Annotated in this window: 13 protein-coding genes; 7 read left to right on the top strand and 6 right to left on the bottom strand. The window is 66.4% G+C overall.

Features of this window, described 5'->3' with window-relative positions:
* Positions 1-180: 180 nt before the first annotated feature.
* Together U5A57_RS05310 and U5A57_RS05305 are read right to left on the bottom strand one after the other, a co-directional pair.
* A complete protein-coding gene (locus U5A57_RS05310) occupies positions 181-1,893 on the bottom strand; it encodes a DEAD/DEAH box helicase (RefSeq protein WP_321908838.1) in 1,713 nt (570 codons plus the stop codon).
* A gap of 437 nt (positions 1,894-2,330) precedes the next feature.
* On the bottom strand, positions 2,331-2,600 hold the full coding sequence (locus U5A57_RS05305; RefSeq protein ID WP_321908836.1) for an acyl-CoA-binding protein: 270 nt from the start codon (positions 2,598-2,600) through the stop codon (positions 2,331-2,333).
* Between the two features lie 179 nt (positions 2,601-2,779).
* Between U5A57_RS05305 and tsaB the strand changes: the two genes are divergently transcribed.
* The 4 genes from tsaB (at position 2,780) to U5A57_RS05285 (ending at position 6,153) form a co-directional block, all read left to right on the top strand.
* On the top strand, positions 2,780-3,622 hold the full coding sequence (tsaB, locus tag U5A57_RS05300) for a tRNA (adenosine(37)-N6)-threonylcarbamoyltransferase complex dimerization subunit type 1 TsaB (protein WP_415765208.1): 843 nt from the start codon (positions 2,780-2,782) through the stop codon (positions 3,620-3,622).
* On the top strand, positions 3,619-4,113 hold the full coding sequence (gene rimI, locus U5A57_RS05295) for a ribosomal protein S18-alanine N-acetyltransferase (RefSeq protein WP_321908834.1): 495 nt from the start codon (positions 3,619-3,621) through the stop codon (positions 4,111-4,113). Before tsaB ends, rimI begins: the two co-directional genes overlap by 4 nt.
* Complete coding sequence (locus tag U5A57_RS05290) at positions 4,100-5,077, top strand: uracil-DNA glycosylase (RefSeq protein ID WP_321908832.1); 978 nt, start codon at positions 4,100-4,102, stop codon at positions 5,075-5,077. Before rimI ends, U5A57_RS05290 begins: the two co-directional genes overlap by 14 nt.
* Before the next feature lie 83 nt (positions 5,078-5,160).
* On the top strand, positions 5,161-6,153 hold the full coding sequence (locus tag U5A57_RS05285) for a DUF1853 family protein (RefSeq protein WP_321909201.1): 993 nt from the start codon (positions 5,161-5,163) through the stop codon (positions 6,151-6,153).
* A 31-nt stretch (positions 6,154-6,184) separates the two neighbouring features.
* Here the strand turns inward: U5A57_RS05285 and thiD are convergent, their stop codons facing one another.
* Positions 6,185-6,991 carry a bifunctional hydroxymethylpyrimidine kinase/phosphomethylpyrimidine kinase gene (gene thiD / locus U5A57_RS05280; RefSeq protein ID WP_321908831.1) on the bottom strand — a complete coding sequence of 269 codons (807 nt, stop codon included), beginning with the start codon at positions 6,989-6,991 and terminating at the stop codon, positions 6,185-6,187.
* A 106-nt stretch (positions 6,992-7,097) separates the two neighbouring features.
* Positions 7,098-8,408 (bottom strand): lysophospholipid transporter LplT, encoded by a 1,311-nt coding sequence (gene lplT / locus U5A57_RS05275; protein ID WP_321908830.1) that lies wholly within the window; start codon positions 8,406-8,408, stop codon positions 7,098-7,100.
* A 220-nt stretch (positions 8,409-8,628) separates the two neighbouring features.
* Here lplT and alr point away from each other — a divergent pair, with 220 nt between their 5' ends.
* The 3 genes from alr to U5A57_RS05260 all read left to right on the top strand — a co-directional run bounded on the left by alr (position 8,629) and on the right by U5A57_RS05260 (position 11,497).
* Positions 8,629-9,699: an alanine racemase gene (alr, locus tag U5A57_RS05270; protein WP_321908828.1), complete on the top strand. Its 1,071-nt coding sequence runs from the start codon at positions 8,629-8,631 to the stop codon at positions 9,697-9,699.
* A gap of 16 nt (positions 9,700-9,715) precedes the next feature.
* A complete protein-coding gene (radA, locus tag U5A57_RS05265) occupies positions 9,716-11,092 on the top strand; it encodes a DNA repair protein RadA (protein WP_321909199.1) in 1,377 nt (458 codons plus the stop codon).
* Between the two features lie 141 nt (positions 11,093-11,233).
* The gene (locus tag U5A57_RS05260; RefSeq protein WP_042265827.1) at positions 11,234-11,497 is read left to right on the top strand and encodes a DUF2866 domain-containing protein; all 264 of its coding nucleotides are present in this window, start codon (positions 11,234-11,236) and stop codon (positions 11,495-11,497) included.
* 72 nt (positions 11,498-11,569) lie between these two features.
* Here U5A57_RS05260 and U5A57_RS05255 read toward each other — a convergent pair whose 3' ends face one another.
* Complete coding sequence (locus U5A57_RS05255; protein WP_321908826.1) at positions 11,570-12,790, bottom strand: CaiB/BaiF CoA-transferase family protein; 1,221 nt, start codon at positions 12,788-12,790, stop codon at positions 11,570-11,572.
* Positions 12,791-12,894: 104 nt separating this feature from the next.
* Positions 12,895-14,844 carry an ATP-binding cassette domain-containing protein gene (locus U5A57_RS05250; protein ID WP_321908824.1) on the bottom strand — a complete coding sequence of 650 codons (1,950 nt, stop codon included), beginning with the start codon at positions 14,842-14,844 and terminating at the stop codon, positions 12,895-12,897.
* Positions 14,845-14,921 lie beyond the last annotated feature (77 nt).

Here is a 14,921-nt window from a genome sequence, read left to right as displayed (position 1 = left end):
CATCTTGCAATCGAGCGCTTTGTGCCACGCAGCACGATTTTTTACGAGGCAAAAAATTTTTTCATATCGTGAAATTCGGGCGGAGATAAAAAAAGACCGGTGCCTAAGCACCGGTCCTGAGCCTGTTTCTGCGGCGGCGGGGCGGCTCAAAGGCCGCGCCGTGCGCCGCTTGTCGACGATTTAGCTGTCGCGACGTGCGCCACGCGGGCCGTCGTTACGGCGCGCGCCGTAACCGCCACCGCCTTCGCGCGAGCGGCCATAGCCTTCGCGTTGCTGGCCGTAGCCGCCGCGGTTGCCTTCACCGCCGCGCGAGCCGCCGCCAAAGCCGCCTTCACGCGAACCGTAGCCGCCTTCGCGGGCGCCGTAGCCGCCGCGCGAGCCTTCCGGCTTGTTGCCCCAGCTGTTGCCGTTGCGATCGCCGCCACCGTTGCCGCCATTGCCGCCACGGGCACCGTAGCCACCCGGCTTGCCGTTGCCGTTACCGAAGCGACGGCCACCGCCATTGCCACCACCCGGACGGCCGCGGCCGCCGAAGCCGCGGTTAGCCGGCGGCGCCTTGCGCGGCTCGAAGCCTTCCACGACGTTCACGGGCAGCGGCGAGCGCACGAAACGCTCGATGCGCTTGAGCGCGCCTTGTTCGGCGTGATGCACGAGGCTCACCGCCACACCCGAGCGGCCTGCACGGCCGGTACGGCCGATACGGTGCACGTAGTCTTCGGCGAACTTCGGCAGGTCGTAGTTGAACACGTGCGTGATGCCGGGAATGTCGATACCACGCGCCGCGACGTCGGTCGCGACGAGCACGCGCACGCGGCGCTCGCGCAGCGCACGGATCGTGCGGTTACGCGCGCCTTGCGGCAGGTCGCCGTGCAGTGCGGCGCTTTCGAAGCCAGCGTCGGCAAGCTTGCCGGCGAGCTGGTCGGCGTCCATCTTCGTGGCGGTGAACACCACGGCCTGGTCGAGGCTTTCGTCACGGAGCAGGTGGTCGAGCAGACGATCCTTGTGATCGCGGTCGTCCACGTAGTGCACGGTTTGCGCGATGTTCGAGTTCGCTTCGACCTTGCGCACGATCTCGATACGCTCCGGGTCCTTCAGCAGGCGGCCGGTGATCGAAGCGATCTTGCCGTCGAGCGTGGCCGAGAACAGCATCGTCTGACGCGTTTCGGGCGTCGCGGCGACGATCGTGTCGATGTCGTCGATGAAGCCCATGTCGAGCATGCGGTCGGCTTCGTCGAGCACGAGCATCTTCAGTTCGGACAGGTCGATGCGGCCGCGCTCGAGGTGATCGAGCAGACGGCCAGGCGTCGCCACGAGAATCTCGGGGTTCTTCGCGAGCAGCATGAGCTGCTGGCCGTATGCCACGCCGCCGAGAATGCTCACGGTGCGCAGACGGCGCAGGTGCTTGCCGTACGTCGAAGCGGCCGTGGTCACCTGCATCGCGAGCTCACGCGTGGGCGTGAGGACGAGGAGGCCGGGGCGCGCGACCGGTTGCGGGCGGCGCTGGCGGCGATCGGCTTGCTGGCCGTTCTGGCCTTGCGGACGCGGTTCGCGCGGCTGGGCGGCCTGGGCCTTCTGGATCTGCGCGAAGCGCTCGATGGCGGGCAGCATGAATGCTGCGGTCTTGCCCGAACCGGTCGGGCTCGAGACCAGCAGGTCGCGGCCGGCGATGGCGGCAGGAATGGCGCGTTCCTGCACGGGCGTCGGGGCCTTGTAGCCCGCTGCGATCAGCGCGGAGACGATCTCCGGCGACAGACCGAGCGACGCGAATTCCGAACCGTCGGTTGCATCTGCGGCCTGCGCGGGGGCTTCAGCGGAAGCGTCGGCGGCGGCGGGAAGACCGAGGGCCTGATCGGCGATTGCGTCCAGGGGGCTTTGGGTATTGCTCGAAGTCATGAAAATCCTTGTTACACAGGAAATAGAACGTCGGCGCCAATCGGCATACCCAAGTCGTCGGATTTTGCGAACAAATCGAAAAACGGGGGCAATCCGCGCGCAATGGCGGATTTTTCGTTAGAAGCTGTTTTGGGTGCGACTTCGGCCGGGATTGGCCAGTCGCCAGCCTGATACTTGACGGCCCGAAAACAGGGCCAAGCAGGGGGGGACAGGTTCTAAACTGGATTGGAGCTTAACGCTACGAGGCGTTGTGCTGATCGAACGAGCGACCGGAGCGCAACGCAGCACGCAGTATATCTCGTTTTGTTGCGGCGCGCCAGAGCGACGCACCGCGAGGGTACGGGCGCGGCGGCATGACGCAGCGGGGAGGGTCGCCCGTGTCGTCACGCACCGCTTTTACCTGGCGTGCGCCAGGCGGTTCTCAGGAAAGGGCCAGATCAGCTCGTGGCGCCGCTCTTGAGCGATTCGACGAGTTCGACGTATTGCTGCTTCGCGGTTTCCTGCGTCGTGCCTTGCAGGGCGGCCCACGCTTCATACTTGTACTTGCCGACGATGTCGGTGAAGCCGGGCTTGTCGCCGTGCACGTCGCCTTCGGTCGCCTGCTTGAAGAGTGCGTAGAGGCGCAGCAGCGTCAGATTGCCGGGGCGCTCCGGCAGTTGCTGCACGTCTTGCTGGGCTTGGGCGAACTGCGTGTTCACGTCGCTCATGTTGTTTCCTCCGCTTGGTGGTTCAGGTCAGCGCGCCGATGGTAGCAGCGCAAATCCCGAAAAAGCTGGAGCGATTCCTCCACTGATGGCTGGCCCGAATGAGCCAAGGGGCGGCAGGGCGCCCGCGCAACCGCCAGATGGCGAGAGCCGGGGGCCCGCGCGGGGGGCGGGGCATTACAATAGCGCTCATGACCGAAACCGTGCTGCTTGCCCTCGATACTTCGACCGAATATTGCTCGGTCGCGCTGCTTCGCGTCGCCCCCGGCGGCGCAGATCGTTCCCCCTCCACCGGCGGCGAGACCGCCTCCGGATCGCTGTCGGAAGTCAGCGTCTGGGTGCGCCACGAAGCCACGGGCGCCGTCTCCAGCACGCGGCTGCTGCCCGCCATCGCTGAATTGTTCGACGAAGCCGGCCTCACGCTCGCCGACTGCGACGCGATTGCGTTCGGCGCGGGTCCGGGCTCCTTCACGGGGTTGCGCACGGCGACGGGCGTGGCGCAAGGGCTCGCGTTCGGTCTCGATATCCCGGTGGTGCCGGTGGGCACGTTGCTCGTCTGTGCGGAGAGCGCACGGCTGCGCGATTGCGCCGCGACCCGCGTGCTGGCCGCGCTCGACGCGCGCATGGACGAAGCCTACTGGGCCGATTTCGAATGGGACGCCGCGGTTGGCGACTGGCGCACGTTGCAGCCGGCATCGCTCGATTCGCCGGAGCACATCGCCGCGCCCGACGCACCGTTCACGCTGGCGGGCAACGCCGCCGCCGCGTTCGGCGCGCGCCTGACAGCCGCTGCCGCCGCGCGCACGATCGACGCCGAGGCGCTCCCGCACGCGTTGCCGCTCGCGCACGCGGCGTTGCGTGCGTTTCGCGCGGGCCGCACGCAACCCGCCGACCAGGCCGCGCCTGAATACGTGCGCAACAAGGTCGCGCAAACCACGGCCGAACGCCTCGCCGCGAAGGCCGCGGCGCAACGTGGTGCGGGCGGAGCGGGGGAAGGTGGCGTGGGCGGCGAGGGCGCGCAATGAGCGGCGTGCTCATGACCGACCGCTATTTGTCGCCGATGACCGAAAGCGACCTGGACGAAGTCGCGATCGTCGAGCGCTCGGCGTACGAGTTTCCGTGGTCGCGCGGCAATTTCGAAGACTCGCTGCGCAATGGCTATTACGGTCTGTGCATGCGTCATGTCACTGGCATGCTGGTCGGCTATTGCGTGCTGATGCCCGTGGTCGACGAGATGCATCTGCTGAATCTTTGCGTCGCGCCTCAGGCGCAGGGTGCTGGCGCCGGGCTCGCGATGCTGCGCGAGGCGGTGCGCATTGCGCGCTCACAAGGTCTCGAAGGCCTGCTGCTCGAAGTCCGGCCTTCGAATCATCGGGCAATCCGGCTGTACGAACAATTCGGCTTCGTCACGATCGGCCGTCGCAAGAACTACTATCCGGCGAAGCACCACAGCCGCGAGGACGCACTCGTGATGCGTTTTTCTTTTGCAGGGGAGGGCGCGGATGCCGCTCGATGAAATCGCGCTGGAGGAGCTTGGGCTCGCGCCACGCTGGGTGCGTAAGGGAGCGCAGGGTGGCGCGTCGCTCGAAGCGTCTCCTGATGACGCGGCCGTCGCACCGTCGCCCGCGGTGACGCGCGCCGAAGTCGAAGTCGAAATCGAAGCGCCAGTGTTGCAAGCGGCGCGTCCGGCCGCCGCGGTGCAGCCCGCCGAAGCACAACCGACCGCCCCCCAGCCACCCCAATCCGTTGCGCGCGCCGCCGCGCCCTCGCAGCCCGCGCCGCATTCATCCGATGAACCGCCGCCGCTCACGGACGAAGATTTCGCGTGGTTCGACTCGGTGGCCCAGCCGGTTCTGCCGCACGAGGCCGAGCCTGCGCAAACGAGCGGCGCACCCCGCAACGACGTCGCGACGCTCGACTGGGACGCGCTCGCCGAGCGCGTCGCCTCGTGCACCCGCTGCCGTCTGTGCGAGAAACGCACCAACACCGTGTTCGGCGTGGGCGATCGCAAGGCCGACTGGATGTTGATCGGCGAGGCGCCCGGCGAGAACGAGGACCGTCAGGGCGAGCCCTTTGTCGGTCAGGCGGGCAAGCTGCTCGACAACATGCTGCGTGCGCTCTCGCTCGCGCGCGGCGAGAACGTCTATATCGCGAACGTGATCAAGTGCCGCCCGCCTGGCAACCGCAATCCGGAGCCCGACGAGGTCGCGCGCTGCGAGCCGTATCTGCAGCGTCAGGTGGCGCTCGTGAAGCCGAAGATCATCGTCGCGCTCGGGCGTTTCGCCGCGCAGAGCTTGCTCAAGACCGACGGCAGCATTGCGTCGCTGCGCGGACGCGTTCACGAGTACGAGGGCGTGCCCGTCATCGTCACCTATCACCCCGCGTATCTGCTGCGCAGCCTGCACGACAAGGCGAAGGCCTGGACCGACCTTTGCCTCGCGCGCGACACCTGGCGAGCGGCCTCCGGCGGCGAGCAATGAACGCTGCGCGGCCCGACGACTTATCCGGTGCGAGCAGTGCCCCGGGCGAAGGCGGGCCGCGAGACGATGCCGGGTCGCAGCGCATGCCCGGCGCTTGCGCGGACCAGGCGCTAATCGATCGCCTCGCCGATCCAGCTGTGCGCGATCTCGCGTGGCTGCTCTTCAGCCCCGATCTGTTGCGCGCGCAACCACCGCTCGCACCGCTTGCGCAATGGTGCGCCAATGCGCACGAAGCTCGCGCCACGTGCGACTGGCTCGCGCAACTCGATCGCGACCCGGCGCATCTGCACGAAGCGCTCATGGCCGCGCCGACGCATCGCCTTGGACGCTATGCCGAAAATTTGCTGGGATGGTTTCTCGCGAATGGACCTGCGGCCCAACTCGTCGCGCAAAATGTGCCGTTGCGGCGTGCAGGCATCACGCTCGGCGAGTGCGATTTCCTCGTGCAGACGCGTGCGGGTGCGCGCCTGCATTGGGAACTGGCGGTGAAGTGTTACCTGCACGCAGGACCCGGCGATGCCGCACGCGCATCGCTTGCCGAATTCGTCGGACCGAACTTGCGCGATCGCTTCGATCTGAAGCTGACGCATCTGCGCGACCATCAGCTGCGTATGAGCGCATGCGAAGAATTCGCCTCGCTTGGTTACGAAGGCCAGTGGCTCGCGCAGATGTTCGTGAAGGGCTGGCTTTTTTACCGGGCGGGAGCGGCGGCGCCGTCACGCGTGGAGGACGCCCCCGAGCTGGCCGCAGATCATGGGCGCGGCTGGTGGGTCACGCGTTCGGATTGGCCGGCGTTCGCGCGACAACAGGCGGCCGACGGCTGGAGCGTGTTGCCGAGGCTCGCGTGGCTCGCGCCACGCAGGCTGGCGGCCGCGCCGGGCGCAGCGCAAGCAACCGCAAGCACAGCGTCGCCCATCGACCCCAACGCGTTGGTCACCGCGCTAGCCCGGCCGGATGACCCTGTCCTGGTTGCGGCATTCGCGACCGACGGCGCGGGCGGCTACCGCGAAATGTCGCGCGGTTTCATCGTTCCCGACGATTGGCCCGCGCGCGCCGCGGCATTTTCGCGTCAGTGAGCTGCCGGTCAACAAGCGCGTGAAAGCGCGCTTACCACCAGCGCCAGAAGTGATGCACCGGCCCGACGCCATGGCCGACGTCGAGCCGCTCGCTGGCCTCCAGCGCCGCCGTCAAATACTGCTTGGCTTCGCTAACGGCCAGTGCGAGCGCGCCGCGTTGCGGCCAGAGTGCGGCAATCGCGGAAGAGAGCGTACAGCCGGTGCCGTGCGTATTCGTGACCGGCACGCGTGGGCCGGCAAGACGCAGCGTGCCACCGGCTTCGATGAGCCAGTCGGGGCTGTCCGCGCTGCCCAAATGGCCGCCCTTCATCAGCACCGCCTGCGCACCTAGCGCGCGCAACGCTTCGCCTTGCTCGACCATCGCGGCTTCGTCGGTAGCGGGCGCCACGCCAAGCAGCGCCGCGGCTTCCGGCAGATTCGGCGTGACGACGCCCGCCAGGGGCAGCAGTTCCTCGCGCAGCGCGGACACGGCTTCGGGCGCGAGCAGCGCGTGATTGCTCTTCGAGATCATCACGGTGTCGAGCACGACGCGCGCCGGCTTGTGCCGCCGCAGCGCATCGGCGACGGCGCGCACGATGTCGGCATTGGCGAGCATGCCGATCTTCACGGCATCAATGCGGATGTCGTCGAACACGGCGTCGAGCTGCGCGGTGACGAACCCCGCGTCGGGCGCGTGGATCGCGGTCACGCCGCGCGTGTTCTGCGCGGTGAGCGCCGTAATGACGCTCGCGCCGTACGCGCCGAGCGCGGAGAACGCCTTGAGGTCGGCCTGAATGCCCGCGCCGCCGCCCGAGTCGGAGCCGGCGATCGTGAGAACGTTGGAAATCGATGAAGTCATGGCAGCGTCAGATGCGCGTCGCGCGCGGTGTGTGGCCGCGCGTGCGCAGAGAAAATTCGGTTCGGCAGAGGAGGCGGGCCGGATTGCATCAGACCACGCACGCCCATCAATGCCTGTGATTTTCGCCGATCAGGGCGACCGAGTCGAACGAGCGCTGATTCGCCTGGTGGCGGCGCATCACGAGCCACATCATCAGGCAGACGAACGTGCCGAACAGCACGATCACGATGGTCACCGGCACGTCGAGCCACACGAGCACGGCATAGAGGCACAGCATCACGAGCACCGAAAGATTCTCGTTGAAGTTCTGCACGGCGATGGAGTGGCCGGCGGAGAGCAGCACGTGGCCGCGATGCTGGAGCAGCGCGTTCATCGGCACGACGAAGAAGCCCGAGAGGCCGCCCACGATCATGAGGAAGATGTACGCGAAAATCAGGTAGCCGGGAACGCGCAAATGGCCGACATGCAGGCCCCAATGCGGCGGAAAGAGATGGCGCGTGTAGAACGCCATGAGCATGACGGCAAGCCCCATGATGATGCCGACCGGCAGCACCGAGAGCGACTTCTTGAGCGGTATGCGCGCGGCCGCGATCATGGCGCCGGCCGCCACGCCCACGGCCACCACGGCCTGCAGCACCGCGCCTTCGGAGAGCGACATGCCGAGCGAGACTTCGGCCCACTTGAGGACGATGAATTGCAGCGTCGCGCCTGCGCCCCAGAAGAGCGTCGTGACCGCGAGCGAGATCTGCCCGAGCTTGTCGCGCCAGAGAATGTTGAAGCAGTCGGCGAAATCGGTGATGAGGCGGATGACACCGTGCTGCTGGCGCGGATAGCGCGCGCCGGTGTCGGGAATACGCAGATTGAAGAGGGCGGCGATCACGTAGATCACCATGATCACGACCATCGCGGCCTCGGCCGGCGTGCTGATCGCGGCGGGCGTATGGCGCAGCACATGCGAGGCGATGTGGGGGCTGATCAATGCGCCACCGAGCACGGTGCCGAGAATGATCGAGCCGACTGTCGTGCCCTCGATCCAGCCATTGGCGGCGACGAGGCGCTCAGGCGGCAGCAACTCGGTCAAGATGCCGTACTTGGCGGGCGAATACGCCGCCGCGCCGAAACCCACTACACCATAGGCGATCAAAGGGTGGGTGCCCGCCAGCATCATGGCGCAGCCGACGACCTTGATCGTGTTCGTGATGAACATCACGCGGCCCTTGGGGCGGGAATCTGCGAAGGCGCCGACGAAGGCGGCAAGAACGACGTAGGAGAGGACGAAGAACAGCTTGAGCAGCGGCGTCATCCAGTTCGGGGCGTGGAGATCTTTCAGCAGTGCAATCGCAGCGATCAGGAGCGCATTGTCGGCCAACGACGAAAAAAACTGCGCGGCCATGATGGTGTAAAAGCCTTTTTTCATCTGATGCGATGCTTTCCTCGCTGCGGTCCGTCCGCCCCGGACGGGTGGGAGGCATCCGGGCTTATTACGTTCGAAATGGGTTGTGCGCAGGGCTTTATATCACGAAAATAGGCGTATTCGGACTAGCACAATCCTTGAGCGCCCGTCAGGCGGGCCTGCGGGGCGCTGAAAACACCCTGTAAGCTCCTGATTCGAAAGCGTCTTTGCGAAAAAATCTCCCATGCCGCGCCCCCTCTCAGCAACGATTCACACCGCCGCTCTCGCCAATAACCTCGCCGTCGTCCGCAAGTACGCGCCAAAGTCGAAAATCTGGGCCGTGGTGAAGGCCAACGCCTACGGGCACGGGCTTGCGCGCGCATTCCCCGGTCTGCGCGCAACCGACGGTTTCGGCCTGCTCGACCTCGAGGAAGCCGTCAAGCTGCGCGAGCTCGGCTGGGCAGGTCCGATCCTCCTGCTCGAAGGCTTTTTCCGGCCGACCGACATCGATGTGATCGACCGCTACAGCCTCACGACCGTCGTGCACAGCGACGAGCAGATGCGCATGCTCGAAATGGCGCGTCTCTCGAAGCCGGTCAACGTTCAGCTCAAGATGAATAGCGGCATGAACCGGCTCGGCTATACGCCCGAGAAGTACCGCGCCGCGTGGGAGCGCGCGCGTGCCTGTGCCGGCATCGGCCAGATCACGCTGATGACGCACTTCGCGGACGCCGACACGCCGCGCGGCGTGAGTGAGCAGATGGCCGCGTTCGAGCGCGGCGCGCAAGGCATTGCGGGTACACGCAGCCTCGCCAATTCGGCCGCCACGCTCTGGCATCCCTCGACGCACTTCGACTGGGTGCGCCCCGGCATCATTCTTTATGGCGCTTCGCCTTCGGGCTTCTCCTCGGCGCTCGAAGGCACGGGCCTGCAGCCGGCCATGACGCTCGCGTCCGAACTCATCGCCACGCAGCACGTCGCCGAAGGGCAGACCGTCGGCTACGGGTCGATTTTCACGGCGCGCAAGCCCATGCGCATCGGCGTGGTGGCGTGCGGTTATGCGGACGGCTATCCGCGCGTCGCGCCCGAAGGCACGCCGGTGATCGTCGACGGCGTGCTCACGCATGTCGTGGGCCGCGTCTCCATGGACATGCTCACCGTCGATCTCACGCCCGTGCACACCGCGGGCGTAGGCGCCCGTGTGGAACTGTGGGGCAACAACCTGCCGATCGACGACGTCGCGAAAGCCTGTGGCACGATCGGCTACGAGCTGATGTGCGCCGTTGCACCGCGCGTACCGGTGCGGGCCGAATAACGCCATGGCAAAGAGCATGGCGAAGGTCAAGACACTGTATACATGTACCGAATGCGGCGGCCAGGCGCCCAAGTGGCAAGGCCAGTGCCCGGCGTGCGGCGCGTGGAACACGCTGGTGGAAGGCGTTGCCGAATCGGCGAGCAGCCACCGCTTTCAGTCGCTCGCGAAGAGCGCGCCGGTGCGGCGTCTCGCCGATATCGAGGCGTCCGACGTGCCGCGCTTCACGACCGGCGTGGGCGAGTTCGACCGCGTGCTGGGCGGCGGTCTCGTAGCGGGCGGTGTGGTGCTGATCGGCGGTGATCCGGGCATCGGCAAGTCGACGCTGTTGTTGCAGTCACTCGCGCAGATCGCGGCGGAGCGTCGCGCGCTCTATGTCAGCGGCGAAGAGTCGGCTGCGCAGATTGCGTTGCGCGCGCAACGACTGGCGCTGCTCGATCCCGGCTCCATGGCGAGCGAGCTGCAACTGCTCGCCGAGATCCAGCTCGAAAAGATCCAGGCAACGATCGAGGCCGAGAGGCCCGATGTCGCGGTCATCGACTCGATCCAGACGATCTATTCCGAAGCGCTGACTTCCGCGCCGGGCTCCGTCGCGCAGGTGCGCGAGTGCGCGGCGCAGCTTACCCGTATCGCGAAGCAGTCGGGCACGGCGATCATCATGGTCGGCCACGTGACGAAGGAGGGCAATCTCGCGGGCCCGCGCGTGCTCGAGCATATCGTCGACACCGTGCTGTATTTCGAAGGCGACACGCATTCGTCGTTCCGTCTCGTGCGCGCATTCAAGAACCGCTTCGGCGCGGTCAACGAACTGGGTGTGTTCGCCATGACCGAGAAAGGCTTGCGCGGTGTGGCGAATCCCTCGGCGCTCTTTCTCTCGCAGCACGAGCAGAGCGTGCCGGGCTCATGCGTGCTCGTGACCCAGGAAGGGTCCCGGCCGCTGCTCGTCGAGGTGCAGGCGCTCGTCGACACAGCGCACGTGCCGAATCCGCGGCGTCTGGCCGTCGGCCTCGAACAAAACCGGCTGGCGATGCTGCTGGCGGTGCTGCATCGCCATGCCGGCATTGCGTGCTTCGATCAGGACGTTTTCCTCAATGCGGTGGGCGGCGTGAAAATCACGGAGCCGGCCGCGGATCTCGCCGTGCTGCTCGCCATCCACTCTTCGATGCGTAACAAGGCGTTGCCCAAGGGTCTGATCGTTTTTGGCGAAGTCGGTCTCGCGGGCGAGATCCGACCCTCGCCGCGCGGCCAGGATCGTCTGAAGGAGGCTGCGAAGCTCGGTTTTTCATGCGCGCTGATTCCCCGCGCCAATGCGCCGAAACAGCCAATCGAAGGTTTACAGGTGATTGCCGTGGAGCGTCTCGAGGAAGCAATCGACCGGGTACGCGAGCTGGAATGAGCGTGGCGCGCGGGTGCGGAAGCCGTGTACTGTCGCGTAATGATTAGTAACAACCCTGGTTCCGGCTGTAACCATTTCAGACTGCGATTTCCCTATCCTTGGCGCGATGTTCAACCCGTGTCGAGCGGAAAGGATAGCGACTTGAAACAGACTGATACGTCCTTCGGCGGTCGTTCGATCGTCGTGCGCGGCTGCCGGGTATCCGAGCCGCTCATGCAGCCTTGGGGCAGCACCTGCCGGATCGTCGAGTGGATCGATGGCGACGGGCGCATTTCGCGCCGCGTCGTGGCGGAAGACGTGACGGCGGCTGAGGTGCGCAGCACCATTGCGCACCACGTTGAGGGCCGCAAGTACGTGATGTACGACGACGAGCGCTCGCCGCGGCAAACGCTGCCGCGACGCTAAACGAAAAAATGGGCGCTGCAAGGCGCCCATTTTGCTTTGTGCTGACGCTCGGCGCGGCGTGCGCCGCGTGAACTAGCCCCACGGACCGTAGGAGAAGGGTTTTTTCCCGCCAGGTGCGCCCGACGTTTCGGCGCCGTGGACCGGCTGGGCTGACTGGACGGAGTGCGCGCCTTGCGGCTGGCCGGCTGGCTGAAAAGCTGCCGCCTGCATACCGGGCGCGGTCTGCTGCGCTTGCCTGGCGGACATCTCGTCCATCATGGCTTGCAGGACTTCGGCATTGAATAGGGGATGGCGCGAAGCCTCGCCAGGTGTGAGGACCGGCGAAACACAGGTGTCGATCGCCTCCAGACGATCGATCCATGTCTGCAGCGACTCCGACTCGATGATGGCCGCCAGCTCCCGCGTGAGCGCGGCGGCGTCCGCACCGCCGATCGCCTGACCGAGGCTCCAGTGGCGCTCGGCCCAGTCGTCGCGGCCAATGGCCTGGCACAGCGTCTGCCAGAATTTCAGTTCGAGCGCGCCGACGGCGAGCCACCGGCCGTCTTGCGTGCGATAGAGGTTGTAGCAGGGCACGCCGCCGTTGAGCAGGCCGCCGCCAGGCTGCAGCGCCGCGGCGTCGTCGTTGGCCAGCGCGACCTGGGCGACCACATTGTGCGCATAGCTCGCGTGCGCCATCGAAACGTCGACAAAACGGCCCTCGCCGCCACGCGCCACATGCCAGAGCGCCGCGAGAATCTGCGTGACCGCGCTGAGCGCGCCGCCGAGCAAGTCGGCGATCTGGAAATTGGGCAGCACCGGCGTGCCGTCGCGCGAAGCCAGTTGGTCGAGCACGCCAGAATAGGCCACATAGTTGATGTCATGGCCCGGATGGCCGGCGAACGGGCCGGTCGTGCCATAGCCCGTGATCGCGCAGTAGACGAGCTTCGGATTGACCTTGCGCAATGTCTCGTAGCCTACGCCGAGGCGGTCCATCACCCCGGGCCGGAAACTTTCGACCAGCACGTCGGCGTCGCGGGCGAGCGCGAACAACACCGACCGGCCGCTCTCGGTCTTCAGGTCGACGCGGGTTTCGCGCTTGCCGCGATTGACGAGGCGATAGAACGCACCAGGGCGTGCGGCCACTTCGTCCACTGCGCTTTGCATCATCACGCGCGCCGCATCGCCCGCGCCAGGCGGTTCGATTTTCAGGACGTCGGCGCCCATTTCTGCGAGCCGCAAGGTGGCCACGGGCCCGGGCAGAAGACGGGTCAGATCCAGTACGCGAAGGCCCTGCAATGCGGCGGGTGACGACACTCGTGGCTCCCTGGCGAAGATTCTTGGCGAAAAGCGCGGCTAGCGGCGCGATGGTGGTGCAGTGACGACCTCAGTGGCAACCACAGTGGCCACTATAAGCTGCACTAGCCGATCTGCTCGAGTTCCTCGTGCGCGTCGAGCCATGCGGCTTCGAGCGTTTCGAGGCGCGAGGCAACCTCGGCCTGGCGGCGAATTGCTTCGGTCAGGCGGCTCTTCTGCTCCGGCTCGTAGCTCGCCGGGTCGACGACGAACGCGTCGAGCGTGCTCTTTTCGCCGTTGAGCGCATCCATTTCCTTTTCGATCTTGCCGATTTTCGCCTGTAACGGCTTCTTCAGGTGCGCAACCTTCTGGCGCTGCTCCGCTTCCTGGCGCCGCTGTTCCTTGCGATTGACGTTGTCGGCGCTATTGGCGCCGTTTGCCGCATCCGCCGTGCCAGAAGCGGCTTCCTTGAGCGCCGCACGTTGCTCGGCCGCATGCTGGAGCAGCCAGTCGCGGTAGTCGTCGAGGTCGCCGTCGAACGGTTGCAGACGATGCTTCGCCACCAGCATGAATTGATCGGTCGTCGCGCGCAGCAGATGCCGGTCGTGCGACACGAGGATCAGCGTGCCTTCGAACTGGGCGAGCGCCATGGTGAGCGCGTGGCGCGTTTCGAGGTCGAGGTGGTTGGTCGGCTCGTCGAGCAGCAGCAGGTTGGGCTTTTGCCAGATGATGAGCGCGAGCGCGAGGCGCGCCTTCTCGCCGCCCGAGAATGGCGCGATGGGAGCCGTGGCCATCTCGCCGGGGAAGTTGAAGCCGCCGAGGAAGTCGCGCAGTTCCTGCTCGCGCGTGTCGGGCGCGAGGCGCGCGAGATGCTGGAGCGGCGAGTCGTCGGGGCGCAGCGTTTCGAGCTGATGTTGCGCGAAGTAGCCGATCTGCAGGCCCTTGCCGGTGCGCAGTTCGCCGCTAAGCGCGGCGAGCGTGCCGGCGAGCGTCTTGATCAGCGTGGACTTGCCCTGGCCGTTCGCGCCGAGCAGGCCAATACGCTGGCCATTCTGGATCGAGAGCGTGACGCGTTCGACGATGGGCGTCTCGCCGCTGTCCTCGGCCCGGTAGCCACAGCGCACGTCCTCCATCACGAGCATGGGGTTGGGTGCGGAGTCGGGCGTGCGGAACTCGAATGTGAACGGCGAGCTTGCATGCGCGGGCGCGATCAGCTCCATCTTTTCCAGTGCCTTCACGCGGCTTTGCGCCTGGCGCGCCTTGGTGGCCTTGGCCTTGAAGCGGTCGATGAAGCTTTGCAGATGCGCGACGGTGCGCTGCTGCTTTTCGTACGCGCTTTGCTGGAGCGCCAGCTGTTGCGCGCGCAAGATCTCGAACTGCGAGTAATTGCCGCCGTAACGCTTGATCTGCTGGTTTTCCAGGTGCAGCGTGACATTGCAGATCGAATCGAGGAATTCGCGGTCGTGCGAAATCACGACGAGCGTGCCGGGATAGCGGTGCAGCCAGTCTTCGAGCCAGACGATCGCGTCCAGGTCCAGGTGGTTCGTGGGTTCGTCGAGCAGCAGCAGGTCGGAGCGGCACATGAGCGCCTGCGCGAGGTTCAGGCGCATGCGCCAGCCGCCCGAGAAGCTCGCCACGGGCTGGCGCGTTTGCTCGAGCGTGAAACCGAGGCCGAGCAGCAGCGCTTCGGCGCGCGCGGGGGCCGTGTAGCCGTCGGCGTCGGCGAACGCGCCGTGCGCTTCGGCTTCGGCCGCGCCGTCGTGTGCGGCCGACGCAGCGGCGATGCGGGCCTCGATTTCGCGCAGTGCGGCGTCGCCGTCGAGCGCGTAGTCGAGCGCGGTGCGGTCCACTGCCGGGGTTTCCTGCGCGACGTGCGCGATGCGCCAGGACGGCGGCAGCGAGAAGTCGCCGGCGTCCGCGTGCAGTTCGCCGCGCAGCACGGCGAACAGGGTCGATTTGCCCGCGCCGTTCGCGCCGATGAGACCGACCTTTTCGCCGGGGTTCAGCGTGAACGAGGTCTGTTCGAAAAGCGGCTTGGTGCCGCGGGCAAGACTGAATTGGTTGAAGCGGATCACGACGGCGCCGGCGGGAAGAAAACGAAGGAAAGCGCTATTTTAGACTGTGTGGGGCTCCGGCCGGCATTGGCCGAACG

Origin of the sequence: Paraburkholderia sp. J11-2, from assembly GCF_905220185.1 — a bacterium.
Classification (GTDB): Bacteria; Pseudomonadota; Gammaproteobacteria; order Burkholderiales; family Burkholderiaceae; genus Paraburkholderia.
Note: the sequence above shows the minus strand (reverse complement) of the source record. Positions and strands in the feature narration are given on the sequence as shown.